At 41.2% G+C, this 26,560-nt stretch carries 33 protein-coding genes; 30 read left to right on the forward strand and 3 right to left on the reverse strand.

What is annotated here, in order from left to right:
• Positions 1 to 135: 135 nt before the first annotated feature.
• Positions 136 to 495, reverse strand: a complete 360-nt coding sequence (locus tag MK409_RS01120) for a DUF3397 domain-containing protein (protein WP_268705034.1) — start codon at positions 493 to 495, stop codon at positions 136 to 138.
• Between the two features lie 91 nt (positions 496 to 586).
• Between MK409_RS01120 and MK409_RS01125 the strand changes: the two genes are divergently transcribed.
• The 5 genes from MK409_RS01125 to MK409_RS01145 are packed head-to-tail and all read left to right on the forward strand — an operon-like array spanning position 587 to position 5,293.
• Positions 587 to 1,543 carry a TIGR01212 family radical SAM protein gene (locus MK409_RS01125; protein ID WP_268705035.1) on the forward strand — a complete coding sequence of 319 codons (957 nt, stop codon included), beginning with the start codon at positions 587 to 589 and terminating at the stop codon, positions 1,541 to 1,543.
• Positions 1,527 to 2,084 carry a tRNA (mnm(5)s(2)U34)-methyltransferase gene (locus MK409_RS01130; RefSeq protein WP_061406793.1) on the forward strand — a complete coding sequence of 186 codons (558 nt, stop codon included), beginning with the start codon at positions 1,527 to 1,529 and terminating at the stop codon, positions 2,082 to 2,084. The genes MK409_RS01125 and MK409_RS01130 overlap by 17 nt, the downstream gene beginning before the upstream one ends.
• A complete protein-coding gene (locus tag MK409_RS01135; protein WP_268705036.1) occupies positions 2,077 to 2,331 on the forward strand; it encodes a hypothetical protein in 255 nt (84 codons plus the stop codon). Before MK409_RS01130 ends, MK409_RS01135 begins: the two co-directional genes overlap by 8 nt.
• Before the next feature lie 11 nt (positions 2,332 to 2,342).
• On the forward strand, positions 2,343 to 4,397 hold the full coding sequence (locus MK409_RS01140; RefSeq protein ID WP_268705037.1) for a cation:proton antiporter: 2,055 nt from the start codon (positions 2,343 to 2,345) through the stop codon (positions 4,395 to 4,397).
• A 35-nt stretch (positions 4,398 to 4,432) separates the two neighbouring features.
• Positions 4,433 to 5,293 carry a YihY/virulence factor BrkB family protein gene (locus MK409_RS01145; RefSeq protein WP_268705038.1) on the forward strand — a complete coding sequence of 287 codons (861 nt, stop codon included), beginning with the start codon at positions 4,433 to 4,435 and terminating at the stop codon, positions 5,291 to 5,293.
• 39 nt (positions 5,294 to 5,332) lie between these two features.
• Here MK409_RS01145 and queA read toward each other — a convergent pair whose 3' ends face one another.
• On the reverse strand, positions 5,333 to 6,361 hold the full coding sequence (gene queA / locus MK409_RS01150; protein WP_268705039.1) for a tRNA preQ1(34) S-adenosylmethionine ribosyltransferase-isomerase QueA: 1,029 nt from the start codon (positions 6,359 to 6,361) through the stop codon (positions 5,333 to 5,335).
• Positions 6,362 to 6,507: 146 nt separating this feature from the next.
• Between queA and MK409_RS01155 the strand changes: the two genes are divergently transcribed.
• The 23 genes from MK409_RS01155 (at position 6,508) to MK409_RS01265 (ending at position 23,562) form a co-directional block, all read left to right on the forward strand.
• Positions 6,508 to 7,215, forward strand: a complete 708-nt coding sequence (locus tag MK409_RS01155) for a glucosamine-6-phosphate deaminase (RefSeq protein WP_268705040.1) — start codon at positions 6,508 to 6,510, stop codon at positions 7,213 to 7,215.
• A 147-nt stretch (positions 7,216 to 7,362) separates the two neighbouring features.
• Positions 7,363 to 7,674, forward strand: coding sequence for a hypothetical protein (locus MK409_RS01160; protein ID WP_268705041.1), 312 nt, complete (start codon positions 7,363 to 7,365; stop codon positions 7,672 to 7,674).
• 140 nt (positions 7,675 to 7,814) lie between these two features.
• Entirely contained in the window at positions 7,815 to 7,991 is a 177-nt protein-coding gene (rpsU, locus tag MK409_RS01165) for a 30S ribosomal protein S21 (RefSeq protein ID WP_000048054.1), read from the forward strand.
• Between the two features lie 130 nt (positions 7,992 to 8,121).
• Entirely contained in the window at positions 8,122 to 9,057 is a 936-nt protein-coding gene (gene hprK, locus MK409_RS01170) for an HPr(Ser) kinase/phosphatase (RefSeq protein WP_000115193.1), read from the forward strand.
• Positions 9,050 to 9,838, forward strand: coding sequence for a prolipoprotein diacylglyceryl transferase (gene lgt / locus MK409_RS01175; protein ID WP_268705042.1), 789 nt, complete (start codon positions 9,050 to 9,052; stop codon positions 9,836 to 9,838). Before hprK ends, lgt begins: the two co-directional genes overlap by 8 nt.
• On the forward strand, positions 9,839 to 10,222 hold the full coding sequence (locus tag MK409_RS01180) for a DUF948 domain-containing protein (RefSeq protein ID WP_009730340.1): 384 nt from the start codon (positions 9,839 to 9,841) through the stop codon (positions 10,220 to 10,222).
• 15 nt (positions 10,223 to 10,237) lie between these two features.
• Positions 10,238 to 10,636: a YtxH domain-containing protein gene (locus tag MK409_RS01185; RefSeq protein ID WP_268705043.1), complete on the forward strand. Its 399-nt coding sequence runs from the start codon at positions 10,238 to 10,240 to the stop codon at positions 10,634 to 10,636.
• 72 nt (positions 10,637 to 10,708) lie between these two features.
• On the forward strand, positions 10,709 to 11,839 hold the full coding sequence (gene hemW, locus MK409_RS01190; protein WP_268705044.1) for a radical SAM family heme chaperone HemW: 1,131 nt from the start codon (positions 10,709 to 10,711) through the stop codon (positions 11,837 to 11,839).
• A gap of 4 nt (positions 11,840 to 11,843) precedes the next feature.
• Positions 11,844 to 12,581 carry an acyl-[acyl-carrier-protein] thioesterase gene (locus MK409_RS01195; protein ID WP_268705045.1) on the forward strand — a complete coding sequence of 246 codons (738 nt, stop codon included), beginning with the start codon at positions 11,844 to 11,846 and terminating at the stop codon, positions 12,579 to 12,581.
• Positions 12,582 to 12,591: 10 nt separating this feature from the next.
• The gene (locus tag MK409_RS01200; RefSeq protein ID WP_268705046.1) at positions 12,592 to 13,365 is read left to right on the forward strand and encodes a TIGR01457 family HAD-type hydrolase; all 774 of its coding nucleotides are present in this window, start codon (positions 12,592 to 12,594) and stop codon (positions 13,363 to 13,365) included.
• A complete protein-coding gene (locus MK409_RS01205; protein WP_268705047.1) occupies positions 13,355 to 13,978 on the forward strand; it encodes a TIGR01906 family membrane protein in 624 nt (207 codons plus the stop codon). The genes MK409_RS01200 and MK409_RS01205 overlap by 11 nt, the downstream gene beginning before the upstream one ends.
• A 214-nt stretch (positions 13,979 to 14,192) precedes the next feature.
• Complete coding sequence (locus tag MK409_RS01210; RefSeq protein WP_000631261.1) at positions 14,193 to 14,594, forward strand: Spx/MgsR family RNA polymerase-binding regulatory protein; 402 nt, start codon at positions 14,193 to 14,195, stop codon at positions 14,592 to 14,594.
• Positions 14,595 to 14,873 (forward strand): UPF0223 family protein, encoded by a 279-nt coding sequence (locus tag MK409_RS01215; RefSeq protein ID WP_001041963.1) that lies wholly within the window; start codon positions 14,595 to 14,597, stop codon positions 14,871 to 14,873.
• A complete protein-coding gene (locus tag MK409_RS01220) occupies positions 14,863 to 15,636 on the forward strand; it encodes an inositol monophosphatase family protein (RefSeq protein ID WP_268705048.1) in 774 nt (257 codons plus the stop codon). The genes MK409_RS01215 and MK409_RS01220 overlap by 11 nt, the downstream gene beginning before the upstream one ends.
• Positions 15,637 to 16,941, forward strand: coding sequence for an RsmF rRNA methyltransferase first C-terminal domain-containing protein (locus MK409_RS01225; RefSeq protein WP_268705049.1), 1,305 nt, complete (start codon positions 15,637 to 15,639; stop codon positions 16,939 to 16,941).
• Positions 16,942 to 17,153: 212 nt separating this feature from the next.
• Complete coding sequence (locus MK409_RS01230; protein WP_268705050.1) at positions 17,154 to 18,032, forward strand: phosphate ABC transporter substrate-binding protein PstS; 879 nt, start codon at positions 17,154 to 17,156, stop codon at positions 18,030 to 18,032.
• Positions 18,032 to 18,949 carry a phosphate ABC transporter permease subunit PstC gene (gene pstC / locus MK409_RS01235; protein ID WP_268705051.1) on the forward strand — a complete coding sequence of 306 codons (918 nt, stop codon included), beginning with the start codon at positions 18,032 to 18,034 and terminating at the stop codon, positions 18,947 to 18,949. The genes MK409_RS01230 and pstC overlap by 1 nt, the downstream gene beginning before the upstream one ends.
• Positions 18,939 to 19,823, forward strand: a complete 885-nt coding sequence (gene pstA / locus MK409_RS01240; protein WP_268705052.1) for a phosphate ABC transporter permease PstA — start codon at positions 18,939 to 18,941, stop codon at positions 19,821 to 19,823. The genes pstC and pstA overlap by 11 nt, the downstream gene beginning before the upstream one ends.
• Before the next feature lie 10 nt (positions 19,824 to 19,833).
• Positions 19,834 to 20,637 (forward strand): phosphate ABC transporter ATP-binding protein PstB, encoded by an 804-nt coding sequence (gene pstB, locus MK409_RS01245; protein ID WP_000049847.1) that lies wholly within the window; start codon positions 19,834 to 19,836, stop codon positions 20,635 to 20,637.
• A gap of 12 nt (positions 20,638 to 20,649) precedes the next feature.
• Positions 20,650 to 21,408 (forward strand): phosphate ABC transporter ATP-binding protein PstB, encoded by a 759-nt coding sequence (gene pstB / locus MK409_RS01250; RefSeq protein WP_049538316.1) that lies wholly within the window; start codon positions 20,650 to 20,652, stop codon positions 21,406 to 21,408.
• An 11-nt stretch (positions 21,409 to 21,419) separates the two neighbouring features.
• Positions 21,420 to 22,073: a phosphate signaling complex protein PhoU gene (gene phoU / locus MK409_RS01255; RefSeq protein ID WP_268705053.1), complete on the forward strand. Its 654-nt coding sequence runs from the start codon at positions 21,420 to 21,422 to the stop codon at positions 22,071 to 22,073.
• Positions 22,074 to 22,160: 87 nt separating this feature from the next.
• Positions 22,161 to 22,628, forward strand: a complete 468-nt coding sequence (locus MK409_RS01260; protein ID WP_268705054.1) for an NUDIX hydrolase — start codon at positions 22,161 to 22,163, stop codon at positions 22,626 to 22,628.
• 118 nt (positions 22,629 to 22,746) lie between these two features.
• Entirely contained in the window at positions 22,747 to 23,562 is an 816-nt protein-coding gene (locus MK409_RS01265) for an ABC transporter substrate-binding protein (RefSeq protein WP_268705055.1), read from the forward strand.
• 20 nt (positions 23,563 to 23,582) lie between these two features.
• Here the strand turns inward: MK409_RS01265 and MK409_RS01270 are convergent, their stop codons facing one another.
• Positions 23,583 to 24,854 carry a PLP-dependent aminotransferase family protein gene (locus MK409_RS01270; protein WP_268705056.1) on the reverse strand — a complete coding sequence of 424 codons (1,272 nt, stop codon included), beginning with the start codon at positions 24,852 to 24,854 and terminating at the stop codon, positions 23,583 to 23,585.
• 145 nt (positions 24,855 to 24,999) lie between these two features.
• Here MK409_RS01270 and budA point away from each other — a divergent pair, with 145 nt between their 5' ends.
• Positions 25,000 to 25,731, forward strand: coding sequence for an acetolactate decarboxylase (budA, locus tag MK409_RS01275; RefSeq protein WP_268705057.1), 732 nt, complete (start codon positions 25,000 to 25,002; stop codon positions 25,729 to 25,731).
• A 9-nt stretch (positions 25,732 to 25,740) separates the two neighbouring features.
• Positions 25,741 to 26,493 carry a YhfC family intramembrane metalloprotease gene (locus MK409_RS01280; protein ID WP_268705058.1) on the forward strand — a complete coding sequence of 251 codons (753 nt, stop codon included), beginning with the start codon at positions 25,741 to 25,743 and terminating at the stop codon, positions 26,491 to 26,493.
• Positions 26,494 to 26,560 lie beyond the last annotated feature (67 nt).

The raw sequence follows: 26,560 nt of genomic DNA on the forward strand, positions 1-26,560 counted from the left end.
CGAACAATACAGCACTCTGAGTGTTAGATAACTGATTTTGTTCGCTTTTTGTATTTAAGGTTAGACTTTTGTCTCAGTCTCTTTTTAAGTATAGGAGTAAAAGAAAAACCCGGTAATTAAATACAGGGTCAGTGATCATTTTACCATCATTAATTCGACAATCATAGCAATGTAGATGATTAAGGTAAGGAGAAAACCGGCTCTCCAGAAGAATTTGATGAATTTAGGGTAGTAAAAACTTCTTTTTTTGAGGAGGAAAAAGACAACTAGGAGGATTGCTAGGAGAGAAAGTGCGACACCAAGTCGCGGTAGAAAGTTGTGGGTAAAGGCTTTAGCAGTAATCAGATAGTACTCAAATACCAAAAGTGGAAAAGCTAGATCCGCGAAATTAAATCCTATTTTCCTAAGTCCGAAAAGCTTGGTGACAATAAAGCAAACAACCAAGGTTAAAATCAATAATAAAATAGATGCTATTTTCATTAAAATCATACCCATATTGTATCATAAAAAATCACTAAAGGAAACGAGAAACAGAGGATTTTATGGCAAAGGCAGGCTTTTGAGATTGTTAGTGATTTTTGTTATAATGAAAGTTATGAAATCTTATAATACCTTGAATGATTATTATCGAAAACTCTTTGGAGAAAAGACTTTTAAAGTTCCTATTGATGCGGGATTTGACTGTCCCAATCGGGATGGAACTGTGGCTCATGGGGGCTGTACCTTTTGTACGGTTTCGGGTTCTGGAGATGCCATTGTAGCACCAGATGCCCCTATCCGTGAGCAATTTTATAAGGAAATCGACTTTATGCACCGCAAGTGGCCAGATGTTAAAAAGTATCTGGTTTATTTTCAAAACTTTACCAACACCCATGAAAAGGTGGAAGTGATTCGGGAGCGTTATGAACAAGCCATCAACGAACCTGGTGTAGTGGGAATCAATATCGGAACACGCCCAGACTGTTTACCCGATGAAACCATCGAATATTTGGCTGAGTTATCAGAACGAATGCATGTGACGGTGGAATTAGGCTTACAGACTACATATGAGACAACCTCTGACTTGATTAACCGTGCCCATTCTTATGAATTGTATGTAGAAACAGTCAAACGCTTGAGGAAATATCCTAAGATTGAGATTGTTTCCCATCTGATCAACGGCCTGCCTGGGGAAACACATGAGATGATGGTCGAAAATGTCCGTCGCTGTGTCACAGATAATGATATTCAAGGTATTAAGCTACACTTACTCCATCTTATGACCAATACACGGATGCAACGAGATTACCACGAAGGACGCTTGCAACTGATGAGTCAGGATGAGTATGTCAAGGTCATTTGTGACCAACTGGAAATCATTCCCAAGCATATCGTTATTCATCGGATCACAGGAGATGCACCTAGAGATATGTTGATTGGCCCCATGTGGAGCCTCAATAAATGGGAAGTGCTAAATGCTATTGAAACTGAAATGAGACGTCGAGGAAGTGTTCAAGGATGCAAGGCTGTAAAACAGGAGTTTGGAAATGAAAAGACCACTTGAGATGGCACATGATTTTTTGGCTGAAGTCGTGACAAAAGAGGATATCGTTGTGGATGCGACCATGGGGAATGGACATGACACGCTTTTTTTAGCCAAGCTAGCCAAGCAAGTCTATGCCTTTGATATTCAAGAGCAAGCTTTGGAGAAAACCCAAGACCGTTTAAATGAAGCTGGTTTAGAAAATGTCCAGTTGATTTTGCAAGGACATGAGACACTTGACCAGTTTGTGACAGAAGCTAAGGCAGGGATTTTTAATCTGGGTTATTTGCCTTCTGCTGACAAATCCGTCATCACCAAACCTCAGACTACCATGGAAGCACTTGAAAAGCTCTGTCATTTGCTTGTCAAGGGTGGACGGATTGCCATTATGATTTATTATGGTCATGAGGGAGGAGACACCGAGAGGGATGCTGTTTTGGACTTTGTGAGTCAGTTGAACCAACAAGAGTACACAGTTGTGATTTATCGAACCCTCAACCAAGTCAATAATCCCCCGTTTTTAGTTATGATTGAGAAATTAGAAAGATATAGGCATGGATAAACAATACCTACGTGAGAAATTAGAGGCCATGCGCCAAAATTTTGTCGAGTCAACGCATCACGAGCGAGCGGTTGGAGTACTCGACGAAGCACATATGAGCAAGAAAATGCTTAAAATCAAGAAAAAATTAGTGGTTCTTGAAATGGAACGTTGCCAGAAAAAAATTGAGCACAAAGACTGTTCCAAGATTGATCAGAAAATCCAAGAGCAGAAGGAGATATTTGAATCTTGCTGTAAAAAAGACTAAGGAGGAATTGCGTGGAATTACTCATTTACCTGCTTCTATTTTTATTTGTCTTAATTGTTTCCAGTACGACAAATAAACTCTTGCCTTTTTTGCCCCTCCCCCTAGTACAAATTCTTTTGGGAATTGGCATTGGTCTCTTTTTGCCAAATACTGCCTTCCATCTCAATACCGAGCTGTTTTTGGCAGTTGTTATTGGTCCCCTACTCTTTCGTGAAGCTCAAGAAGCAGATATTACATCTGTTTTAAAACACTGGCGTATCATTGTTTATTTAATTTTTCCAGTGATTTTTATCTCGACCTTAAGCTTAGGGGGCATGGCTCACTTCCTTTGGATGACTCTTCCTTTAGCCGCCTGCGTGGCTGTTGGGGCAGCGCTTGGTCCGACGGATTTAGTTGCCTTTGCTTCTCTTTCTGAACGCTTTCGTTTTCCTAAACGTGTATCCAATATCCTCAAAGGAGAAGGACTTTTAAATGATGCTTCTGGTTTGGTTGCCTTTCGGGTGGCTCTGGCTGCATGGACAACAGGCGCTTTTTCCCTCAGTCAGGCTGGAACTTCCCTAGCGCTTTCTATCCTTGGTGGTTTTGCGGTCGGCTTTGTAACGGCAATGATCAATCGTTTCCTACATACATTTTTACTGAGTGTGCGAGCGACGGATATAGCGAGTGAACTTTTGCTTGAACTGAGTTTACCTCTTATGACCTTTTTTATCGCCGAAGAAATCCATGTTTCTGGGATTATAGCAGTTGTAGTTGCAGGGATTTTGAAGGCCAGTCGTTTCAAGAAAATTACACTCCTCGAAGCCCAAGTAGATACTGTTACTGATACTGTTTGGCATACCGTGACCTTTATGCTCAATGGATCTGTCTTTGTCATCTTGGGGATGGAATTGGAAATGATAGCAGAACCTATCCTGACCAATCCCCTTTATAATCCCCTACTCTTATTGGTATCGGTTGTTTTACTGACACTTTTACTTTTTGCCATTCGCTTTGTCATGATTTATGGCTTCTATATTTGGAGAACTCGACGGCTCAAGAAAAATCTTCGTAATTACATGAAGGATATGCTTCTTTTGACCTTCTCTGGTGTAAAAGGAACGGTCTCTATTGCAACTATTCTTCTCATACCTAGTAATCTAGAGCAGGAGTATCCCCTCTTACTTTTCCTAGTAGCGGGTGTCACGCTGTTAAGCTTTCTAACAGGTCTTTTAGTGCTTCCCCACCTTTCCGAGGAGCAAGAAGAAACCAAGGATTACCTCATGCACATTGCAATTTTAAATGAGGTCACAGGAGAGTTAGAAAAAGAACTGGAAGGGCATAAGAACAAACTCCCCCTTTATGCGGCTATTGATAATTATCACGGTCGAATTGAAAACCTAATCCTTAGTCAAGAAAATAAAAGCGCCCAAGAGGACTGGGAGGCTTTAAAACTCCTCATCTTGAGTATCGAAAGCGATGGTTTAGAGCAGGCTTACGAAGAAGGAAAAATCGGTGAGCGTGGCTATCAAGTTTACCAACGCTATTTGAAAAATATGGAACAGAGCATCAATCGCAAGGTGGCTTCCCGCCTAACATATTACTTCCTTGTATCCCTCCGTATCTTGCGTTTTGTCCTGCATGAATTGCTGACCTTTGGCCAGACCTTCCGTAGTTGGAATGACAAGGAGCAACGACGCCTTCGAGCTCTTGACTATGATCAAATATCCGAACTCTATCTGGAGAATACGGAGTTGATTATCGAAAGTTTGGAAAACCTAAAAGGAATCTACAAGAGTAGTCTGATTAGCTTTATGCAGGAGTCTCGCTTGCGTGAAACAGCTATTATCGGTAGTGGGGCCTTTGTCGAACGTGTTATCACTCGTATCAAACCAAACAATATCGATGAAATGCTAAGAGGTTACTACCTAGAACGTAAGTTAATCTTTGAATACGAAGAGAAGAAATTGATTACGACCAAGTATGCCAAAAAATTACGGCAAAATGTCAACAATCTTGAAAATTATTCTCTAAAAGAAGCCGCAAATACCCTACCCTATGATATGATGGAATTAGTCAGAAGAAATTAGTTTAGAAAATCAAATTGTATTAGGAGGATCGCAACATGAAAAAGTGGTGGAAAGAGCTGATGGAACGGCCCTTGTTGAAAGCTTTTTTACATTTTTATCAAGCTTCCGATAGTGAACTGACCAGTGTTGCGGTTGCCTACTATTGGTTGATTTCAATCTTTCCTTTGCTGATGATAGTGGTCAATATTTTGCCCTACTTTCAAATTCCGATTTCAAATTTTTTGCTCACCATCAAGGAATTTGTACCAGATACAGTCTATGATGTGGTCGCAAAGATTGTCCGAGAAGTCCTGACTCAACCATCGACTGGTTTGCTGAGTTTTGCAGTCTTATCTGCTCTTTGGACCTTCTCTAAATCGATGGATTTTCTCCAAAAGGCTTTTAATAAGGCATATGGAGTGGCCAAGAGCCGAGGAATTATCTCCCATCAATTGATGAGTTTACTCGTCAGCTTTGGCTTGCAAATTCTTTTTGCCTTAGCCTTATTTTTGAGTATGTTTGGACGTATGTTGCTCAACCTCCTCAAAACTTACTGGCAATCAGACAGTCCTTTCTTTGATTATCTACAGGACTTTACAGGCCCTTTGATTTATGCCTTGCTCTTTGCAATCTTGGTCATGCTCTACTATTTCCTTCCAAACGTTAGAGTCCCTCGTATTCGCTACGTTTTTCCTGGTAGTATCTTCGTTTTGCTGACTCTTGTCTTTCTGTTGAATATCTTTTCTGTCTATTTCAATAACTATGTCAATCATCTGGTCGATGTTCGATTCTTCAGTTCCATTATTGTGGTAGTCATGATGTTCTGGTTTATTCTCATCGCAAAGATTTTAATTATCGGAGCAGTTATCAATGCCAGTGTGCAGAGCTTGAAGGATCCAAAGTTTAGTATGGAATAATTAGAAAAATCCCTATTAGGTTTCCTAATAGGGATTTTCTTAATAGATAAACATAGCATCACCAAAGCTAAAGAAGCGGTAGTGTTCTTGGATGGCATGGTGGTAAGCATCTAGGACTAAGTCCCGACCAGCAAAGGCTGAAACTAGCATGACTAGAGTTGATTTTGGAAGGTGGAAGTTGGTTGAGAAGGCGTCTACAACCTTCCACTCGTAACCAGGTTTGATAAAGATATTGGTCCAGCCAGAATCTGCTTGGATTTGTCCGTCAAACTTAGAGCCGATGGTTTCCAGTGTGCGGATCGATGTAGTTCCAACAGCGATGACACGGCCTCCATTTTCCTTGACAGATCGAAGGGTGGCTGCTGCTTCCTCAGAAAGTTGGTAAAATTCGGAGTGCATTTCATGTTCGTCCAGATTGTCAACAGAAACGGGTCTAAAGGTTCCTAAACCAACGTGGAGGGTCAAATAAACCAAATGGACACCCTTGGCTTGGATTTCTGCTAGCAGTTCTTTGGTGAAGTGCAATCCAGCAGTCGGTGCAGCAGCAGAGCCACTTTCTTTAGCGTAGACCGTTTGATAGCGTTCACGGTCATCCAGTTTTTCATGGATATAAGGCGGTAGCGGCATTTCACCCAGACTTTCCAAGACTTCTAGGAAAATTCCTTGGTATTCAAAGCGGACAATACGGCCTCCGTGGGTCAATTCTTCCGTAACGACAGCGCTGAGACGACCATCTCCAAAGCTGACACGAGTACCGACCTTGAGGCGTTTGGCAGGTTTAGCTAGAACTTCCCACTCATCACCAGCAGTGTTTTTGAGAAGGAGAAGCTCCACATGGCCACCTGTTTCTTCCTTTTGACCGTAGAGGCGGGCTGGGAGAACACGGGTGTCGTTCATGACAAGGGCATCACCCGGTTCCAACATATCAATAATAGAGTGGAAGTGTTTGTCCTGAAATTCTCCCGTATCACGATTGACGATGAGGAGTTTAGAGGCATCACGTTTTTCAAGGGGTGTTTGAGCAATCAATTCCTCAGGTAAGTGGAAATCAAAATCAGCTGTATTCATTTTTTCATCATTCTTTCTAACTTCTAATCTTATCCATTATAACATGTTTCAAGTTTGGACGCTCTTTTTTTAGAAATTAAATCGTTTTCACTTGACAAAAATTGGTCTATACCATATAATGAATATAGAAATATGGAGGATATAAAATGAAAGTTATAAAAGTTGAGAATCAAGTCGAAGGTGGAAAAGTAGCTTTTGAAATTTTGAAGGAAAAGTTGGCCAATGGCGCTCAAACTTTGGGACTTGCGACAGGAAGTAGTCCACTTGAGTTTTACAAAGAAATCGTTGAAAGTGATCTTGATTTTTCAAATCTAACCAGTGTAAACCTCGATGAGTATGTAGGGCTTGATGGGGACAATCCACAGTCTTACCGTTACTTCATGCAAGAAAACTTGTTTAACCAAAAACCATTTAAAGAAAGTTTCTTGCCTCGTGGGGTTAAGGATAATGCTGAAGCTGAAGTTGAACGCTACAACCAAATTTTGGCTGACCATCCTGTTGATTTGCAAATCTTGGGAATCGGTCGCAATGGACATATTGGATTTAATGAGCCTGGTACTCCATTTGATAGCCAAACGCATCTAGTCGAACTTGACCAGTCTACCATCGAAGCCAATGCTCGCTTCTTTGACAAGATTGAAGATGTCCCAACCCAAGCCATTTCAATGGGAATTAAAAACATCTTGGATGCCAAGTCTATCCTTCTCTTTGCTTATGGTGAGTCAAAAGCAGAAGCCATTGCTGGAACAGTGTCAGGCCCAGTAACTGAAAATCTACCAGCAAGTAGCCTACAAAATCACCCTGACGTGACCATCATTGCAGATGCAGAGGCGCTAAGCTTACTTGAAAAATAAATTCAGAACCACTTGCTTTTTGGAGTGAGTGGTTTTTATAGCTTTCATAAGTCAATAGAAGAAGTGGTATAATAGATTTGTAGAACAACTAGACCTAGTTAGGTTCAATTTTTACTATTTTATGATATACAAGAAGAGAATGAAAGTATGCTATTAGAAAATGATCTGATAAAAGACAATATACGAGCCGAAAACCAAAGTTTTCTCTATTATTTACATGAGGAAAATATATTTGATACGCAGTCGCTGGCTGATTTATGTCGCTACATAGAAAATCTTGATTCTATTAGTATAGATCAGATGAGAGATTTGCATTTTATTGAAAATCAAATTCTTCGACACCTTGTTTACTATTTTGATAGCAATGACTTGAGTAAGATTTCGAATCTTCCTGATGAATATTGGGAATATATTAAGACTTTTGAACAAGCAGTAACAAAGTTGTACGATTTGATTTAAAAATTACTAGATTTAATAAAGTATAAGCAAGAAAGTCATTAATGGACTGAGAAATAGGATTAAATGTAGGTTTCCTCTTGACATTTATTCATTTTGCATGTAAAATGGAATAGATCTTGAACTTGAAGGGAGTGAAAAAAATGTCTAAAACAGTAGTACGTAAGAATGAATCTCTTGACGACGCACTTCGTCGTTTCAAACGTGCGGTTACTAAAGCTGGTACTCTTCAAGAAACACGCAAACGTGAATTCTATGAAAAACCTTCTGTAAAACGTAAACGTAAATCAGAAGCAGCTCGTAAACGTAAAAAATTCTAATTTGAAATGAAAGGCTAGACTTGTCTAGTCTTTTTATTTTTAAATAAATACTGTAAATCCTGCAAAAAAAGGAAACTTCCAACTACAATTTGATATAATAGTAAGGAGAACTCGATTGAAGGAGGAAATTATGTCGGTTTTAGTAAGAGAAGTAATTGAAAAGCTCAGACTAGATATTGTATACGGCGAAGGCGAATTGCTTGAAAAAGAAATCAACACAGCGGACATTACGAGACCTGGTCTTGAAATGACGGGCTATTTTGATTACTACACTCCAGAACGGATCCAACTTTTGGGGATGAAGGAGTGGTCCTATTTGGTTAGTATGCCTTCTCAAAACCGTTATCAAGTTTTGAAAAAAATGTTTCTGCCAGAAACACCAGCGGTCATCGTAGCTCGTGGTTTGGTAGTTCCAGAAGAAATGTTGAAGGCTGCTAGAGAATGTAAGATTGCGATTTTGACCAGTCGGACAGCAACCAGCCGTTTGTCTGGAGAGTTATCTAGTTATCTTGATTCCCGTTTAGCTAAACGTACGAGTGTACATGGTGTCTTGATGGATATCTATGGCATGGGAGTCTTGATCCAAGGGGATAGTGGTATCGGTAAGAGTGAGACAGGTCTTGAACTCGTGAAGCGTGGTCATCGTCTAGTAGCGGATGACCGTGTCGATATTTATTCTAAGGATGAGATGACCCTTTGGGGAGAACCAGCTGAAATTTTAAGGCATCTACTTGAGATTCGTGGAGTTGGGATTATCGATGTTATGAGTCTCTATGGAGCAAGCGCTGTAAAAGATTCTTCACAAGTTCAGCTGGCCGTCTATTTGGAAAATTACGATACCCATAAGACTTTTGACCGTTTAGGAAACAATGCCGAAGAACTAGAAGTTTCTGGTGTAGCTATTCCACGTATTCGCATCCCGGTAAAAACAGGACGCAATATCTCTGTTGTTATTGAGGCGGCAGCAATGAACTATCGTGCTAAGGAAATGGGCTTTGATGCGACGCGTTTATTTGAAGAACGTTTGACAAATCTGATCGCTCAAAATGAGGTGAAACATGATTAATCCAGTTGCATTTGAAATCGGACCTTTTTCCATTCGTTGGTATGCCCTATGTATTGTGGCAGGCTTGGTCTTGGCAGTCTATCTTGCCATGAAAGAAGCTCCTAAAAAGAAGATTTTGTCAGATGATATTCTAGATTTTATCTTAATTGCCTTTCCTATTGCAATTTTAGGTGCCAGACTTTACTATGTGCTTTTCCGCTTAGATTACTATCTTCAAAATCCAGGTGATGTGATTGCCATCTGGAATGGCGGTTTGGCCATTTATGGTGGTTTGATAGCAGGAGCTATTGTACTCTATATCTTCGCAGATAGAAAGTTGATTAATACTTGGGATTTCTTAGATATTGCGGCGCCGAGCGTTCTGATTGCCCAAAGTTTAGGCCGCTGGGGAAATTTCTTTAACCAAGAAGCCTATGGTGCGGCAGTAGATAGTCTGGATTATTTGCCAGGCTTCATTCGTGATCAGATGTACATTGACGGTAGCTACCGTCAGCCGACCTTCCTTTACGAGTCGGTTTGGAATCTGGTTGGATTTGCTTTGATTCTGATTTTTAGACGAAAATTAAAGGGAATCAGACGTGGTCATATCACTGCTTTCTACTTGATTTGGTATGGCTTTGGTCGTATGATTATCGAAGGGATGCGGACGGATAGTCTCATGTTCTTTGGTCTGCGAGTTTCCCAATGGTTATCAGTTGTCCTTATCGGACTCGGTATTTTTATCATACTTTATCAAAATCGAAAGAAAGCCCCTTTCTATCATACAGAGGAGGAAAAATAAATGTTAGAAGTTGCATATATACTTGTTGCGATTGCTTTGATTGTCTGTTTAGTCTATTTGACAATTACGATTCAAAAAGCAGGTCGTATGATTGATGAGACAGAGAAAACCATCAAAACGTTGAGCTCAGATGTGAACGTTACCTTGCATCAGACCAATGAATTGTTGGCTAAGGTCAATGTGTTAGCAGACGACATCAATATCAAAGTTGCGACGATTGATCCACTCTTTACGGCGGTGGCGGACTTGTCAGAGTCAGTATCTGACCTCAACCAACATGCACGTGTTTTAGGCAAAAAAGCTTCATCTGCTGGTTCAAAGACCATTAAAACGGGTGCAGGCTTGTCAGCTCTCCGTGTCGCAAGTAAATTTTTCAAAAAATAAAAAAGGAGAAATCTCATGGGAAAACTATCCTCTATCCTTTTAGGAACTGTATCAGGTGCAGCTTTGGCCTTGTTCTTAACCAGTGACAAGGGCAAGCAAGTTTGCAGTCAAGCTCAAGATTTTCTAGATGATTTGAGAGAAGATCCAGAATATGCCAAAGAGCAAGTCTGTGAGAAATTGACAGAAGTGAAGGAACAAGCAACGGACTTTGTGCTTAAAACAAAGGAACAAGTAGAATCTGGTGAAATTACTTTTGACAGTGTCCTTGATCAAGCCAAAACATGTGCACGACAAGCGACAGAAGCATCAAAAGAAACCTTTAACAATCTCAAGGAGCAATGGCAAGAACAGTCGGAAACTCCAGATATCGTAGAAGACGAAGAAGAGATTATTATTGATATTACAGAAGAATAAAACATCACCATCTCTGGTTCTGGAGATGGTGATTTTTATCTGGAAAGCAGTCTTTGTGGTATAATAAATACTATGCAGAAAAAACCAACGTCAGCCTATGTGCATATTCCCTTTTGCACACAGATTTGTTATTATTGTGACTTTTCAAAGGTATTTATTAAGAATCAACCAGTAGATAGTTATCTGGAACATCTACTTGAAGAGTTTCGTTCTTATGATATCCAAAAATTGCGAACCCTCTACATTGGAGGTGGGACGCCAACGGCTTTGTCAGCTCCGCAATTAGAAGTGCTCCTGGATGGCTTGACTAAGAACTTGGACTTGTCAGTTTTGGAAGAGTTGACCATTGAGGCCAATCCAGGAGATTTGGACGAGGATAAGATTGCGGTTTTGAAACAGTCGCCAGTCAATCGTGTCTCTCTAGGTGTGCAGACCTTTGATGACAAAATGCTGAAAAAGATTGGGCGTAGTCATTTGGAGAAGGATATTTATGAGAATATCGACCGTCTTAAATTGGCTGGTTTTGACAATATCTCCATCGACTTGATTTATGCTCTACCCGGTCAAACTATGGCTCAGGTCAAGGACAATGTCGCGAAGGCTATCTCGCTTGATATTCCTCATATGAGCCTTTATAGCTTGATTTTGGAAAACCATACGGTCTTTATGAACCGTATGCGACGTGGGAAATTGCCCCTGCCCAAGGAAGAGTTAGAAGCAGAGATGTTTGAGTACATCATTGCAGAACTGGAGCGAACTGGTTTTGAGCATTATGAGATTTCCAATTTCTCTAAGCCTGGCTTTGAAAGTCGCCATAATCTCATGTACTGGGACAATGCTGAGTACTATGGTATCGGTGCGGGTGCGTCAGGTTATGTGAACGGGGTACGTTATAAAAACCACGGACCTATCCGCCATTATCTAGGCGCAGTGGAGGTAGGAAATGCTCGGATAACAGAAGAACACCTGAGTCAAAGGGAGCAGATGGAAGAAGAAATGTTCCTAGGCCTCCGCAAGAAATCTGGGGTTTCTATGGCGCGATTTGAGGAAAAATTTGGACGGTCCTTTGGTGAACTATATGGAAAAATCATCAGAGACTTGGTTCAACAAGGTCTTATGCAGATTGATGGTGATCGCGTCCGAATGACAAAGAGGGGTCTCTTTTTAGGAGACACTGTAGCAGAACGATTTATTTTGGAGTAGAACGATGGGCTTAACTTATCAGATGAAAATGAAAATTCCTTTTGATATGGCGGACATGAACGGTCATATCAAGTTACCAGATGTGATTTTGCTGTCCCTGCAAGTATCAGGTATGCAATCGATTGAGCTGGGAGTCAGTGACAAGGACGTCTTGGAACGCTACAATCTGGTCTGGATTATCACAGATTATGAGATTGACGTGGTACGTTTGCCTCGCTTTGCTGAGGAGATTACGATTGAAACGGAAGCCTTGAGCTACAATCGTCTCTTTTGCTATCGTCGCTTCACTCTCTATGATGAAGCAGGTCAAGAAATGATTCACATGTTGGCAACCTTTGTTCTCATGGACCGCAATAGTCGGAAAGTTCATGGAGTCGAGCCTGAGATTGTTGCGCCTTACCAGTCTGAGTTTGATAAAAAACTGATCCGTGGGCCAAAGTATGCAAATCTAGAAGATCCTATCAGTAAAGACTACCATGTTCGTTTTTACGATTTGGATATGAATGGTCATGTCAATAATAGTAAATACCTAGATTGGATTTTTGAGGTCATGGGGGCCGATTTTCTAACCAAGTACATTCCAAAGAAAATCAATCTCAAGTATGTCAAAGAAGTGCGGCCAGGTGGCATGATTGCCTCAGCTTATGAACTCAAGGGACTAGAAAGCAAGCATCAGATTATCAGTGATGGTGAGATCAATGCCCAAGCTATGATTACTTGGCAAGAAATTGAAGGCAATTAGAAGGGGCGATATGGCTTATAAAGGTTATTTAATTGATTTAGACGGGACCATTTACAAGGGGAAAGACCGAATTCCCGCAGGTGAGGCTTTTGTGCATGAATTGCAAAAACGAGAGATCCCCTATCTCTTTGTGACCAACAATACAACTCGTACTCCCGAGAGCGTTCAAGAGATGTTGGCTCAGAATTTTAATATCAACACGCCTCTATCAACGGTTTACACAGCGACTTTGGCAACCATCGACTATATGAATGACTTGGGACTGGAAAAGACAGTCTATGTCATCGGAGAAGCAGGACTCAAGGATGCCATTCAGGCAGCTGGTTATGTCGAAGACAAGGAAAATCCTGCCTATGTGGTAGTTGGACTGGACTGGCAAGTCGATTATGAAAAATTTGCTACAGCGACCCTAGCTATCCAAAAGGGAGCTCACTTTATCGGAACCAATCCTGACCTCAATATTCCGACGGAACGTGGTCTCTTACCAGGAGCTGGTTCACTGGTAACCCTGCTTGAAGTGGCAACACGAGTGAAACCAGTTTATATTGGGAAACCAAATGCTATCATCATGGGCAAGGCGGTTGAGCACTTAGGTTTGAAAAGAGAAGAATTGCTTATGGTTGGGGACAACTACCTGACAGATATCCGAGCAGGGATTGACAATGGTATTCCAACGCTCTTGGTGACGACAGGTTTTACCAAGGCAGAAGAAGTAGCGGATCTGCCAATCGCACCAACTCATGTGGTGTCTAGCCTTGCGGAGTGGAATTTTGATGAGAACTAAACTGACTTTTTGGGGAAGTATGCTCTTTCTCCTTTCCATTTCTATTCTCTTAACCATTTATCTGGCATGGATTTTCTATCCCATGGAGATTCAGTGGCTGAACTTAGCGGATCGAGTCTATCTAAAGCCCGAAACCATTCAGTACAATTTTCATATCTTGATGAATTACCTGACCAATCCCTTTAGTCAGGTCTTAGAGATGCCAGATTTTCGTTCATCAGCGGCTGGTTTACACCACTTTGCGGTGGTGAAGAATCTCTTCCACTTGGTTCAGTTGGTTACTTTGGTGACACTTCCAAGTTTCTATTTCTTTGTTAGAAAGATTGTGAAAAAAGGTTTTTTACCACTATATCGTAAAAGCATCTTGATTCTTGTACTATTGCCCCTAATCATTGGGCTTGTAGGAGTATTGATTGGGTTTGAGCAATTTTTTACGCTTTTTCATCAGATTCTCTTTTGGGGAGATGATACTTGGCTTTTTGATCCAGCAAAGGATCGAGTTATTCTGATTTTACCAGAGATTTTCTTCCTCCATGCCTTTGTACTTTTCTTTGTTTTGTATGAAGGAATATTCAGTTTCCTTCTTGTCAAAGCTTTTAAAAATAGTAGATAACATTTTGTACTTTTAATAAATAATGAGAGAATCTAATCGCTTTCATTTTTATTGATAGGTTATCCTATGGATAAGTTTGTAAAACCTTCAAATTCTATCAAAAAAAGCCTATTTTCTATGAAAAAATAGGCTTTTTTTTCCCAAAATAGCTAGCCAAGCGCTTTATTTTTTTGTATAATAGAAACAGCAAAGTTTAGATAAAGAAGAGAAAAGCATGATTACACTATTTTTATCACCGAGCTGTACATCATGTCGTAAGGCAAAGGCCTGGTTAGAGACGCATAAGGTGCCCTTTCAAGAGCATAATATTATGACCAGTCCTTTAACAAGAAAAGAATTGCAACACATTCTTTCCTTGACCGAAAATGGTACTGATGACATCATTTCAACTCGTTCAAAAATTTTCCAAAAATTGGATATTGATGTAGAGAGTATTTCGGTATCGGAGTTGCTTCAGTTGATTGAGCAATATCCTAGTCTTTTGCGTCGCCCAATTATTATAGATACCAAACGCATGCAGATCGGTTTTAATGAAGATGAGATTCGTGCTTTTCTCCCTCGTAGTTACCGTAAACAAGAATTGAAAGAAGCAACATTGAGAGCTGGTATTGGATAGATGAACAAACAGTATAGTTACCCACTAGATTTGTCGTGGAGCACTGAAGAACTTGCTTCAGTGCTCTCTTTTTTTAATGATGTTGAAGCTGCCTACGAAGATAAGGTAGAAGCAAAAAAACTGCTAGATTCTTACAAGAAATTTAAGTCTGTGGTTCCGAGCAAAAGCGAAGAAAAACGTTTAGGTCGCGAATTTGAGACGGCTAGCGGTTATTCCTTCTATCATGCAGTTCAATTAGCAAAAGAAAAAAGAGAAGGGAAGATTTCTCTTGGAAACTAAATTTGAATTTGCCAGACAGATTGTGCAAGAAGCTGCAGATTACATTTTGGCACACATGCAAGAAGATTTGAAGGTCGAGCGAAAATCTTCACCTACTGACTTGGTGACGCGTTTGGATAAGGAAGTTCAGGATCTCTTGGTTGGTAGAATTTTAGCATCTTATCCAGAAGACTTGATTTGTGCGGAAGAGGGCTGTTTGCGTACGGCAGTCGGCCAGGGGAATGTTTGGGTGATCGATCCCATTGACGGTACCAATAACTTTGTCGCTCAGAAGGAAGATTTTGCCGTGATGTTGGCCTACTTTGAGAATGAGGTTGGGAAATTTGGTATCATTTATGATGTCATGAAAGGGGATTGTTACCATGGTGGTGGTGACTTTCCTCCATATCGTAATAATGAGCCTTTACCAACTTTTAAAAAGAAACCTCTTCAAGAATTTTTAGTGGCTGGTAATTCAGGCATGTTTGAAACCAATGAATGGGGCTTGGCGGATTTGGGTAGAGCAGCGTTGGGAGTCCGTGTCTATGGTAGTGCAGCCATTAGTTTTGCCAAGGTTCTGTCTGGTCGTCTGCTGACTTATATTACCTATTTGCAACCTTGGGATTACGCTGCTGCCAGTATCCTAGGGGAAAGTCTAGGCTATCGTCTTCTTACAGTTTCTGGTGAGCCTGTTGATTTTCAAACACGCCAGCCGGTCATGTTGGTGCCAATCGAAATGCAAGAAGAGATTCAGTCCTACATTTATGAAAGGAAAGAAAATTAAATGCAATTTCCAGAAGGATTTGTTGAAAAATATGAAGCGATACTAGAAGATGAGGCAAGAGATTTTCTTGCCTCTTTTAAACAGGAAGCAGTATCGGCTTTTCGGGTTAATCCCTTAAAAGAAAGTCAGCTATCGTTTGCAGATGCCATTCCTCATACACCTTGGGGGCATTATGGTAAGGTCTCTGGAAAGTCTCCAGAGCACGTGACAGGTTTCGTTTATTCGCAAGAGCCTGCAGCCCAAATGGTGGCCCAGGTAGCTCAGCCCCTTCCTGGTATGAAGGTCTTGGACTTGGCGGCAGCACCAGGTGGGAAATCCACTCAATTGGCAGCTTATCTGGCTAATCAGGGTATCCTTGTTTCCAATGAAATTTCAAGCAAGCGGGCTAAGATTTTAGTGGAAAATATGGAGCGGTTTGGAGCTACAAACGTAGTCGTGACCAATGAATCTGCGGATCGCTTATCCAAGGTCTTTAAAGGATACTTTGATGTGATTGTCCTTGATGCTCCTTGCTCGGGTGAAGGGATGTTCCGTAAACAACCAGATGCCATGGACTATTGGAACATCGACTATCCGAATCAATGTGCCAGTCTCCAAAGAGAGATTTTAGAAGATGCAGTGACCATGTTGGCAGAAGGTGGCCGTTTGATCTATTCGACATGTACCTGGTCGCCAGAGGAAAACGAAGAGATTGTCCACTGGTTACTAGATACTTATGATTTTGAATTACTTCCAGTCGAGCAAGTGAATGGTATGGTAGCAGGAATTGATCTTCCTGAAACGGCTCGGATGTACCCACACCATTTTAAGGGAGAAGGTCAGTTTGTTGCCCATTTGCAGTTTAAGGGAGAAAATCCTGCACCCAAATTCAAACCCTGCAAGACCAATCTCAGTCGCGAACAGCAGAACTTGTGGCAAGATTTTGCACAAAAACATCTAAAAATATCACTAACTGGCCTTCTACAAACTTTTGGAGACCAACTCTATCTTTTGCCAGAGATGCTACCTGATCTAGGGAAACTCAAAATTGCCCGAAATGGACTTCATTTGGGGACTTTTAAGAAGAAACGCTTCGAACCAAGCTTTGCTCTGGGACTAGCCTTAAAACCAAGTCAGGTGAAACAAAGGGTCGAAATCAATGGTGAGGACTTTGTAAAATATGTGGCTGGGGAAACAGTTCAGCTAGCTGAAAGTCTACCAAATGGCTGGTATCAAGTTGTGGTTCAAGGAAATGGTCTGGGCTTTGCAAAAGTTACTGGAAATGTTTTAAAAAATTATTATCCAAAAGGCCTCAGATTCAAGTGAAAAAGCTAGTCAAAGAATCTATTCTATGTTATATTGGAAGTATGAGTTTTTTCTGATAGTCTTTCATTTTTACTTATATTATGTGATGAACCGACTGGTCCTCAAGGGACTTCCAGTCTATAAATCGTAAACCAAATCTTATCATCACTGATTGTCATGATAGGAACTGAAAGAAATCAGAACATTCATCATTATGTTCAAGGAGAAAAATAGTGAAAAAAAGAAAAAAGCTCGTTCTATCTCTTGCGACATTTTTACTTGCAGGTTCTCTAGCGGGATGTGCAAGCTGGATTGATCGTGGAGAAACCATGACAGCCGTCGGTTCAACTGCCCTTCAGCCTTTGGTCGAAGCCGCAGCAGACGAATTTGGTTCAAGAAACATTGGAAAAACTGTCAACGTTCAAGGTGGAGGTTCGGGAACAGGACTTTCTCAAGTGCAGTCAGGAGCGGTTGATATTGGTAACTCTGACGTTTTTGCTGAGGAAAAAGATGGAATTGACGCTTCAGCGCTTGTGGACCATAAGGTTGCAGTAGCTGGTCTGGCAGTAATTGTGAACAAAGAAGTGACTGTTGAAAATCTGACAATTGAGCAACTTCGTAAAATCTTTACCGGTGAAGTGACTAACTGGAAAGAGGTTGGGGGCAAAGACCTTGCAATTTCGATTATTAACCGTGCAGCAAGTTCTGGTTCGCGAGCAACCTTTGACAATGTCGTAATGAATGGTCAAGCGGCTATGCAGAGCCAAGAACAGGATTCTAATGGAATGGTCAAGTCGATTGTCTCCCAAACTCCAGGAGCCATTTCTTACTTGGCTTTTGCCTATGTAGATGACTCGGTCAAGACCATGAAACTCAATGGCTATGAGCCGATAACTGAAAATGTAACAACCAACAACTGGCCTTTGTGGTCTTATGAACACATGTATACCCTAGGTCAGCCGAATGAGTTGGCGACTGAATTTTTAAAATTCATCCTCTCAGACGAAGCCCAGACTGGAATTGTTAAGGGCATGGGCTATATTTCCATCAATGAAATGAAAGTCCAAAAAGATGCGTCAGGTACCGTAACAGCGATAGAAGGGAGTCAATAATGAATCAAGAAGAACTTTCAAAAAAATTGCTCTCTCCTTCAAAGAACTCTCGCCTTGAGAAGTTTGGTAAAGGATTGACCTTCGCCTGTCTTTCTTTAATTGTCATCATTGTGGCGATGATTTTGATTTTTGTAGCGCAGAAAGGCTTGTCGACCTTCTTTGTCAATGGGGTGAACATCTTTGATTTCCTCTTTGGACAGACTTGGAATCCTTCAGGAAAACAATTTGGTGCCCTGCCAATGATTTTGGGTTCCTTTATTGTAACAATTTTGTCAGCCCTGATTGCAACTCCCTTTGCTATTGGTGCTGCAGTCTTTATGACAGAAGTATCACCAAAAGGTGCTAAGATTTTGCAACCAGCCATTGAACTTCTCGTCGGTATTCCTTCAGTCGTCTATGGATTTATCGGTTTGCAAGTTGTGGTGCCTTTTGTTCGTAGCATTTTTGGTGGAACTGGTTTTGGGATCTTGTCAGGGATTTTCGTTCTCTTTGTCATGATCCTACCAACTGTAACTTTTATGACAACAGACAGCTTGCGTGCTGTTCCCCGTCACTACCGTGAAGCCAGTTTGGCAATGGGAGCGACTCGCTGGCAAACCATCTGGCGTGTGACCTTGAAAGCAGCGCGTTCAGGTATTTTTACAGCAGTGGTCTTTGGGATGGCACGTGCCTTTGGTGAAGCATTGGCTATTCAGATGGTTGTCGGAAACTCAGCAGTTATCCCAACCTCGCTAACAACGCCAGCTGCGACTTTGACTTCTGTTTTGACCATGGGAATTGGGAATACGGTCATGGGAACGGTTGATAATAACGTTCTCTGGTCACTGGCCTTGGTATTGCTCTTGATGAGTTTGGCCTTTAACAGTGTGATTAAATTGATTACGAAAGAAAGAGGAAAGAAAAACTATGCACGCTAAGAAATTAGATAAACTTGCAACAGCTGTCCTCTATACCATCTCGGGTATCATCGTGACCATTCTGGCGTCCTTGATTCTCTATATCCTGGTTCGTGGTTTACCTCACATCTCTTGGTCCTTCTTGACTGGAAAATCTTCTTCCTATCAAGCAGGTGGAGGTATCGGGATTCAGCTTTATAATTCCTTTTTCCTTTTGGTTATTACCTTGGTTATTTCTGTTCCTTTATCCATGGGAGCGGGGATTTTCCTTGCTGAATATGCCAAAAAGGGTCCTGTGACCAATTTCATCCGTACCTGTATTGAAATTTTGTCTTCTCTACCGTCGGTCGTTGTGGGGCTCTTTGGTTACTTAATCTTTGTAGTCCAGTTTGAGTATGGATTTTCCATTATTTCTGGTGCCTTGGCCTTGACGGTCTTTAACCTGCCTCAGATGACTCGAAATGTTGAAGACAGTTTGAGACACGTTCACCATACCCAACGTGAGGCTGGTCTGGCCCTCGGAATTTCTCGTTGGGAGACTGTGGTCCATGTCGTCATTCCAGAAGCCCTACCAGGTATCGTAACGGGTGTTGTCTTGGCATCTGGTCGTATCTTTGGTGAAGCTGCTGCTCTGATCTATACGGCAGGACAGTCTGCACCAGCCCTAGACTGGTCTAACTGGAATATCCTCAGTGTTACCAGTCCTATCTCAATCTTCCGTCAAGCAGAAACCTTGGCTGTCCACATCTGGAAGGTCAACAGTGAAGGAACCATTCCTGATGCTACCATTGTATCTGCTGGTTCTGCCGCCGTGCTCCTCATCTTTATCTTGATTTTTAACTTTGGAGCACGCAAACTCGGAAGCTATTTACACAAGAAATTAACCGCTGCCTAAAGGAGAAGCCATGTCAAAATATAACTGGGATGAAAAGCATATCATCACCTTTCCTGAAGAAAAAGTGGCCCTCTCTACCAAGGATTTACATGTTTACTATGGTAAAAATGAATCCATCAAGGGCATCGATATGCAATTTGAAAAAAATAAAATTACAGCCTTGATTGGTCCTTCTGGATCTGGGAAATCTACCTATCTTCGCAGTCTCAATCGGATGAACGATACCATTGATATTGCCAAGGTCACAGGTCAAATCCTCTATCAAGGTATTGACGTCAACCGTCCAGAAATCAATGTCTATGAGATGCGCAAGCATATCGGAATGGTCTTCCAACGTCCAAATCCATTTGCGAAGTCTATCTACCGCAATATTACTTTTGCTCATGAACGTGCAGGAGTCAAGGATAAGAAGGTCTTGGATGAAATTGTGGAAACTTCTCTCCGTCAAGCTGCCCTTTGGGACCAGGTCAAAGACGACCTTCACAAATCAGCCTTGATGCTTTCTGGTGGTCAGCAGCAACGGCTTTGTATCGCTCGCGCTATCTCTGTCAAGCCAGATATTCTCTTGATGGATGAGCCAGCGTCAGCCTTGGATCCGATTGCGACAGCCCAGCTTGAGGAAACCATGCTGGAGTTGAAGAAAGACTTTACCATCATCATCGTTACCCACAGTATGCAACAGGCTGCCCGTGCGAGTGACTACACAGGATTTTTCTACTTGGGTGATTTGATTGAGTATGATAAGACGTCCAATATTTTCCAAAATGCTAAGTTACAGTCAACCAATGACTATGTAACGGGACACTTTGGTTAGAAAGGAAACAGCATGACAGAACCGATTTTGCAGGTTAAAGACCTGTCCGTTTATTACAACAAAAAGAAGGCCTTGAATAGTGTTTCCCTTTCTTTCCAACCCAAGGAAATAACCGCCCTCATTGGTCCTTCTGGATCTGGGAAGTCAACTCTTCTCAAGGCCATCAACCGGATGGGAGATTTAAACCCTGAGGTGACAACAACGGGGACAGTGATTTATAATGGTCACAATATCTATAGTCCACGTACAGATACAGTTGAATTGCGTAAGGAAATTGGTATGGTCTTTCAACAGCCCAATCCCTTCCCTATGTCTATCTATGAAAATGTTGTCTATGGTCTACGTATCAATGGAGTCAAGGATAAACAAGTCCTTGATGAAGCAGTAGAAAAGGCCTTGCAACGTGCTTCTATCTGGGATGAAGTAAAGGATCGTTTGCATGATTCGGCTATTGGTCTCTCAGGAGGTCAACAGCAACGTGTCTGTGTTGCCCGTGTTTTAGCGACTAGCCCTAAAATCATCCTTTTGGACGAACCAACCTCGGCCTTGGATCCTATCTCGGCTGGTAAGATTGAGGAAACCTTGTATGGTCTGAAAGATAAATACACCATGCTTTTGGTAACGCGTTCCATGCAACAGGCCTCTCGTATCTCTGATAAAACAGGATTTTTCCTAGATGGGGATTTGATCGAGTTTAACGATACGAAGAAGATGTTCCTAGACCCACAAAACAAGGAAACAGAAGACTATATTACAGGAAAATTTGGATAAGGAGTTGAAAGATGTTACGATCTCAATTTGAAGAAGATTTGGAGAAATTGCACAACCAGTTCTACGCAATGGGACAAGAAGTGCTTTCTCAGATCAATCGTACAGTGCGTGCCTTTGTCACTCATGACCGTGATCTAGCTAAAGAAGTTATCGACAAAGATGCGGAAGTGAATGAATATGAAATTAAGCTGGAGAAGAAATCATTTGAAATCATTGCCCTTCAGCAACCCGTTTCTCAGGACCTTCGTACTGTCTTGACCGTTCTCAAGGCGGTTTCAGACCTCGAACGCATGGGAGATCATGCAGTCTCTATCGCTGAGGCAACCATTCGTATGAAAGGAGAGCAACGTATCCCTGCCGTTGAAGAAGAAATCAAACAGATGGGACGCGACGTGAAAGACTTTGTCGAAGCAGCTCTAGATCTTTATCTGAACGGTTCTGTGGATCAAGCATATGAAGTAGCGGCGATGGACGAAAAAATCAATCATTACTTTGATAGCATCCGTGATTTAGCTACAGAGGAAATCAAGAAAAATCCTGAAGCCATTGTTACAGGCCGTGATTACTTCCAGGTCATTTCCTTCTTGGAACGTATCGGAGACTACGCAAAAAATATCTGTGAATGGGTTGTTTACTTTGAAACAGGTAAGATTGTTGAATTATAAAGTATTCAAATGATAAAATTATTGTGAAAGCTTACTTTTTAATAGTAAGCTTTCGTTGTATTGATGTTTTTTTATCAGAGGTGAGTAATGGACTACATACAGAATATAAGAAAAAAAGTTGGGAAAGATAAAATTATTTTAAATTTCACCTGTGGAATATTAAATCAATCAGGAAAAATATTATTACAAAAACGAGCAGATAAAGGAACGTGGGGATTACCAGGTGGTGCTATTGAATTAGGTGAATCGGCTTTAGAAGCTTTAGTGCGAGAGTTTTATGAAGAAACGGGAATCGAAGTGAGAGCGGAAAAACTTTTAAATGTTTATACTAAATATTCAGATAGTTATCCGAATGGTGATGAGGCTCAAGTTCTTACAATTTTGTATTTAGTTTCATCTGAAACTTCTATCTCTACAAATTTTTTTACAAGTGATGAAACTTTAGAATTAGGATTTTTTGATCATAGGGACGTACAAAATATTGAAATTGTAAACCAGCAACATCAAGATATGATAAATGATTTTTTTGAAAATAAGTTCCCAATAGATAGATAAACTAATCTCTGAATTTCTATTTTTTGTAACTATATTTTATGAAAATGCAAGAAAAACGTTGACAAGTAGTTTCAGATGAGTTATAATTATTCAGAAATAACAGAAAGGACGTTTAATTATGAAATTCAAGAAATGGATATTAGTTGTGTGTAGCATACTTGCCAGCATGATTTTAGTAGCTTGTCAATCCAGTACGGATAGTTCCCAGTCTGCTGTGGATGCTATCAAACAAAAAGGGAAGCTAGTTGTTGCGACCAGCCCAGACTATGCGCCATTTGAATTCCAAGCCTTGGTTGATGGTAAAAACCAAGTGGTTGGTGCAGATATTGATATGGCTCAAGCGATTGCGGATGAACTTGGAGTTAAGCTAGAAATCTCTAGTATGAGTTTTGACAATGTTTTGACCAGTCTTCAAACTGGAAAGGCTGACTTGGCTATTGCAGGAATTAGTGCCACTGATGAGAGAAAGGTAGTCTTTGATTTTTCAATTCCTTACTATGAAAACAAGATGAGTTTCTTGGTTAGAAAAGCCGATTTAGACAAGTACAAGGATCTTTCAAACCTAGCAAGTGCCAATATCGCAGCTCAAAAGGGAACTGTTCCAGAAACCATGGTCAAGGAACAATTGCCAAATGCCCAGTTGACATCCTTGACCAATATGGGTGAAGCAGTCAATGAATTGCAGGCTGGAAAAGTGGATGCTGTTCATATGGATGAACCAGTGGCTCTTAGCTACGCAGGCAAAAACTCAGACCTTGTTGTTGCATCTGTTAACTTGACGATGAAAGATGGCGAAGCCAATGCCGTTGCTATTAAGAAGAATCAATCAGACTTAAAAGCAGTAGTTGATAAGGTTATCCAAAAACTGAAAGATGACGGAACCTATCAAAGCTATCTTGAAAAAGCAGCGAAACTAACAGAAGTTGAACAATAAAAAGAAAGCAGAGTTGGACTTTAATCCAATTCTGCTTTTATGTATTCTAATAGCTCTTCTAGATTTTCAAGAGGGACTTTGGCGAACTGATAAGGGCAGGTATCCAAATAAGCCTTCTCAAAAAAGTCTAGTTTGAGTGAGCTGTGTTTCAAACTGGCAATCTTAGAATAGTGTTTCAAATCAAGCAAAAGGCCATCATGTAGAGGATAGTGGGGTAAGGGACAGGTGTTTTTTTCAAGTACTTTCTTAATCTGAGCCTGATAGTTCTCTTGAAGAGTCAGTCTGGCCAGTCGATTTTTTTCAAATAACTGGCTATTGATGTAAAGAGAAAGAGCCTTTTGCATGATGAGATTGCTGTCATAGTCCAGTATATTTTTGTAGGAAACAAAGGCCTCTTTTAGGGCATTTGGGAGAATGAGAGCGGTGATACGAAGGGCTGGAAAGAGGCTGGTTGAGAAGGACTTGATATAAATGACGCGATCCTCTGTATCCAGATAGTGGAAGGTCTGTCCTTTTTTAGGGTCCAGGTCTCCTAGATAGTCATCCTCGACGATGTAAACACCATACTGGTTTGCTAGATCCAGAATGGCCCTTTTTTCCTGATCAGAATAGGAATGGCCAAGAGGATAGTGGAAGCGAGGTATGGTATAGAAAAACTTGATTTTTCCAGATTTAAACTGTTCTTCTAGTTCGTCAAGGTCAATCCCATCGATTCGGCGTTCAATGGTCCTGTAGGCCAATCCCTGGGCGACCAAGAGGCGATTCATCCGGTGGTAGGTCGGCTGTTCAACCAAAATCTCAGTTCCCTCGCTTGGAAAGTTAATCTGAGAAAGGATAAAGAGAGCTTGCTGGGTGCCAGAAGTTAGAACCAGTTGATCGGGTTTACAGTAGAGGGCTTGGTCAAAGAGGAGTTGATGGACAGATTGTCTGAGTTCCTCAAGGCCTTCTTGGTTGTCATAGTAGTTGAATAGGTAGTTTTCTCGGCCTATCAGGGTTTCGTTGACGCAGAGTCGGAAGTCGTCATAGGCACTGGCATGTTCGTCAGTGACTTCGATTTCCAAGTCTTGGTGCTGTCCTTGTTCCAGAACATAGTAGCCACTTTGGGGTTTGGCATAGAGGTATTGTTCATGGCGTAATTCCAGCAGGGCTCGTTGGATAGTGTCCTTGCTACAGTGGAAGTCTTGGCTCAGTTGACGGATGGAGGGAAGCCGGCTACCAGTTGGGAATTTTCCTGATTCAATACCTTTTTTTAGAAAGGAAACAACTGCTTGGTACTTGCTTTGCTTTGTCATTCCAGACCTCCTTTGATTTTGTTACATTGTACCTTTTTTTTGTCTACTTGGCAATGGGAAAAGCATTTCTCCCTTTCACATCTAGGAGCAAATGTGGTATACTTAGAAAGTATGATGATTCATTGAACAGAAGATAAGAAAGAGAATGGATAGAAAAGTGCAGGAACCGGTAAAATTATTTCAATACAATACTCTAGGTGCCCTAATGGCAGGACTTTATGGTGGAACCATGACCGTAGGAGAGTTGCTGGAACATGGTGACCTCGGCTTGGGAACTTTGGATTCGATTGATGGGGAGTTGATCGTCCTTGATGGCAAGGCTTATCAAGCCAAGGGATCTGGTCAAAAGCCTGAAATCGTTGAGGTGGCAGCGGATGCTCTTATTCCCTATGCAGCAGTGGTCCCTCATCAGGCAGAAGTGATTTTCCGTCAGCGCTTTGAGATGACATATAAGGAATTGGAAAAGCGAATTGAGTCCTACTATGATGGGGAGAATCTCTTTCGTTCCATCAAGATTCATGGCGAATTTTCACAAATGCATGTACGAATGATTCCCAAATCAACAACAGACACCAAGTTTGCTGATGTGGCGACTCACCAACCTGAATATAGACGTGAAAATGTATCGGGAACCATTGTTGGATTTTGGACACCAGAGATTTTCCATGGGGTCAGTGTGGCGGGTTACCATTTGCACTTTATCTCAGATGACTTGACCTTTGGTGGACACGTGATGGACTTTGTTATCAAGGAAGGCATGATCGAGGTGGGAGCAGTCGACCAGTTGGACCAACGTTTTCCAGTCCAAGATCGCCAGTATTTATTTGCCAAATTTAATGTTGACGAGATGAAGAAAGACATTGATAAGTCAGAATAGGAGAAAAAGATGACAGTACATATTATCCTCACCATGATCGCTTTAGTTCTCATTCTAGTAGGTGGAACTTGGTATGCCAAAAAACGGTTTAAAATCTCTCTTGCAGTGATGGGCTTAGGGGCAATCGCATTTTTCGTTTCTTCTCAAGTGTTAGAGAAGATGGTTCACCTTCTGGTACTCCATCCGCAAAAAGATGGAACTATTCCGCTCATGCAGGAGCAGCCTTTCTTATACATCCTTTATGGAATCGCCATGGCTGCCCTCTTTGAGGAAACAGCTCGTCTTGCCTTTTTTAAATGGTTGGAGAAAAAGAGAAAGCTAGAAGATCGAGATGCTTTGGCTTATGGTTTGGGACATGGGGGTTTGGAGATGCTCTATCTCGGAATGGGAAGCTTGATCAGTTTGTTGATTCTCTTTTCACTCATCCAGTCTTCAAATACTGATGTAGCCAATCTCCTTCCAAAGACTACACTCGAAACGGTCCAGTCTCTTTCTGTATGGCAGGTTTATTTACTAGGAGTTGAGCGTGTGCTTGCTCTGGTTCTGCAAATTGGTCTCTCTATCTGGGTCTATCAAAGTGTTCGTCAAAAGAAATGGATCTACCTCCTTGCTGCCTATGGTTTGCATGCCTTGTTTGACTTAGCTCCAGCCTTATCTCAAGTGGGATGGATTGCAAATCCGCTTCTAGTTGAGTTCATTCTTTTCGTAGAACTTCTAGTCTTTATCTGGCTAACCAAATCTACATTTTGGAAAAAATCATAAAAAGAGGGGTGACCTCTTTTTTTATGTAAAGATAAAACAAGCTCTTTTTATGGTCGTCAAATGTCTC

The organism is Streptococcus oralis, from assembly GCF_026782375.1.
GTDB lineage: Bacteria > Bacillota > Bacilli > Lactobacillales > Streptococcaceae > Streptococcus > Streptococcus oralis_CL.

What these genes read in the sequence shown, in the direction of transcription:
- MK409_RS01120 (WP_268705034.1), bottom strand. Translation starts at nt 495, where the DNA reads ATGGGTATGATTTTAATGAAAATAGCATCTATTTTATTATTGATTTTA.
- MK409_RS01125 (WP_268705035.1), top strand. Translation starts at nt 587, where the DNA reads ATGAAAGTTATGAAATCTTATAATACCTTGAATGATTATTATCGAAAA.
- MK409_RS01130 (WP_061406793.1), top strand. Translation starts at nt 1,527, where the DNA reads ATGAAAAGACCACTTGAGATGGCACATGATTTTTTGGCTGAAGTCGTG.
- MK409_RS01135 (WP_268705036.1), top strand. Translation starts at nt 2,077, where the DNA reads ATGGATAAACAATACCTACGTGAGAAATTAGAGGCCATGCGCCAAAAT.
- MK409_RS01145 (WP_268705038.1), top strand. Translation starts at nt 4,433, where the DNA reads ATGAAAAAGTGGTGGAAAGAGCTGATGGAACGGCCCTTGTTGAAAGCT.
- queA (WP_268705039.1), bottom strand. Translation starts at nt 6,361, where the DNA reads ATGAATACAGCTGATTTTGATTTCCACTTACCTGAGGAATTGATTGCT.
- MK409_RS01155 (WP_268705040.1), top strand. Translation starts at nt 6,508, where the DNA reads ATGAAAGTTATAAAAGTTGAGAATCAAGTCGAAGGTGGAAAAGTAGCT.
- MK409_RS01160 (WP_268705041.1), top strand. Translation starts at nt 7,363, where the DNA reads ATGCTATTAGAAAATGATCTGATAAAAGACAATATACGAGCCGAAAAC.
- rpsU (WP_000048054.1), top strand. Translation starts at nt 7,815, where the DNA reads ATGTCTAAAACAGTAGTACGTAAGAATGAATCTCTTGACGACGCACTT.
- hprK (WP_000115193.1), top strand. Translation starts at nt 8,122, where the DNA reads ATGTCGGTTTTAGTAAGAGAAGTAATTGAAAAGCTCAGACTAGATATT.
- lgt (WP_268705042.1), top strand. Translation starts at nt 9,050, where the DNA reads ATGATTAATCCAGTTGCATTTGAAATCGGACCTTTTTCCATTCGTTGG.
- MK409_RS01180 (WP_009730340.1), top strand. Translation starts at nt 9,839, where the DNA reads ATGTTAGAAGTTGCATATATACTTGTTGCGATTGCTTTGATTGTCTGT.
- MK409_RS01185 (WP_268705043.1), top strand. Translation starts at nt 10,238, where the DNA reads ATGGGAAAACTATCCTCTATCCTTTTAGGAACTGTATCAGGTGCAGCT.
- hemW (WP_268705044.1), top strand. Translation starts at nt 10,709, where the DNA reads ATGCAGAAAAAACCAACGTCAGCCTATGTGCATATTCCCTTTTGCACA.
- MK409_RS01195 (WP_268705045.1), top strand. Translation starts at nt 11,844, where the DNA reads ATGGGCTTAACTTATCAGATGAAAATGAAAATTCCTTTTGATATGGCG.
- MK409_RS01200 (WP_268705046.1), top strand. Translation starts at nt 12,592, where the DNA reads ATGGCTTATAAAGGTTATTTAATTGATTTAGACGGGACCATTTACAAG.
- MK409_RS01205 (WP_268705047.1), top strand. Translation starts at nt 13,355, where the DNA reads ATGAGAACTAAACTGACTTTTTGGGGAAGTATGCTCTTTCTCCTTTCC.
- MK409_RS01210 (WP_000631261.1), top strand. Translation starts at nt 14,193, where the DNA reads ATGATTACACTATTTTTATCACCGAGCTGTACATCATGTCGTAAGGCA.
- MK409_RS01215 (WP_001041963.1), top strand. Translation starts at nt 14,595, where the DNA reads ATGAACAAACAGTATAGTTACCCACTAGATTTGTCGTGGAGCACTGAA.
- MK409_RS01225 (WP_268705049.1), top strand. Translation starts at nt 15,637, where the DNA reads ATGCAATTTCCAGAAGGATTTGTTGAAAAATATGAAGCGATACTAGAA.
- pstC (WP_268705051.1), top strand. Translation starts at nt 18,032, where the DNA reads ATGAATCAAGAAGAACTTTCAAAAAAATTGCTCTCTCCTTCAAAGAAC.
- pstA (WP_268705052.1), top strand. Translation starts at nt 18,939, where the DNA reads ATGCACGCTAAGAAATTAGATAAACTTGCAACAGCTGTCCTCTATACC.
- pstB (WP_000049847.1), top strand. Translation starts at nt 19,834, where the DNA reads ATGTCAAAATATAACTGGGATGAAAAGCATATCATCACCTTTCCTGAA.
- pstB (WP_049538316.1), top strand. Translation starts at nt 20,650, where the DNA reads ATGACAGAACCGATTTTGCAGGTTAAAGACCTGTCCGTTTATTACAAC.
- phoU (WP_268705053.1), top strand. Translation starts at nt 21,420, where the DNA reads ATGTTACGATCTCAATTTGAAGAAGATTTGGAGAAATTGCACAACCAG.
- MK409_RS01260 (WP_268705054.1), top strand. Translation starts at nt 22,161, where the DNA reads ATGGACTACATACAGAATATAAGAAAAAAAGTTGGGAAAGATAAAATT.
- MK409_RS01265 (WP_268705055.1), top strand. Translation starts at nt 22,747, where the DNA reads ATGAAATTCAAGAAATGGATATTAGTTGTGTGTAGCATACTTGCCAGC.
- MK409_RS01270 (WP_268705056.1), bottom strand. Translation starts at nt 24,854, where the DNA reads ATGACAAAGCAAAGCAAGTACCAAGCAGTTGTTTCCTTTCTAAAAAAA.
- budA (WP_268705057.1), top strand. Translation starts at nt 25,000, where the DNA reads ATGGATAGAAAAGTGCAGGAACCGGTAAAATTATTTCAATACAATACT.
- MK409_RS01280 (WP_268705058.1), top strand. Translation starts at nt 25,741, where the DNA reads ATGACAGTACATATTATCCTCACCATGATCGCTTTAGTTCTCATTCTA.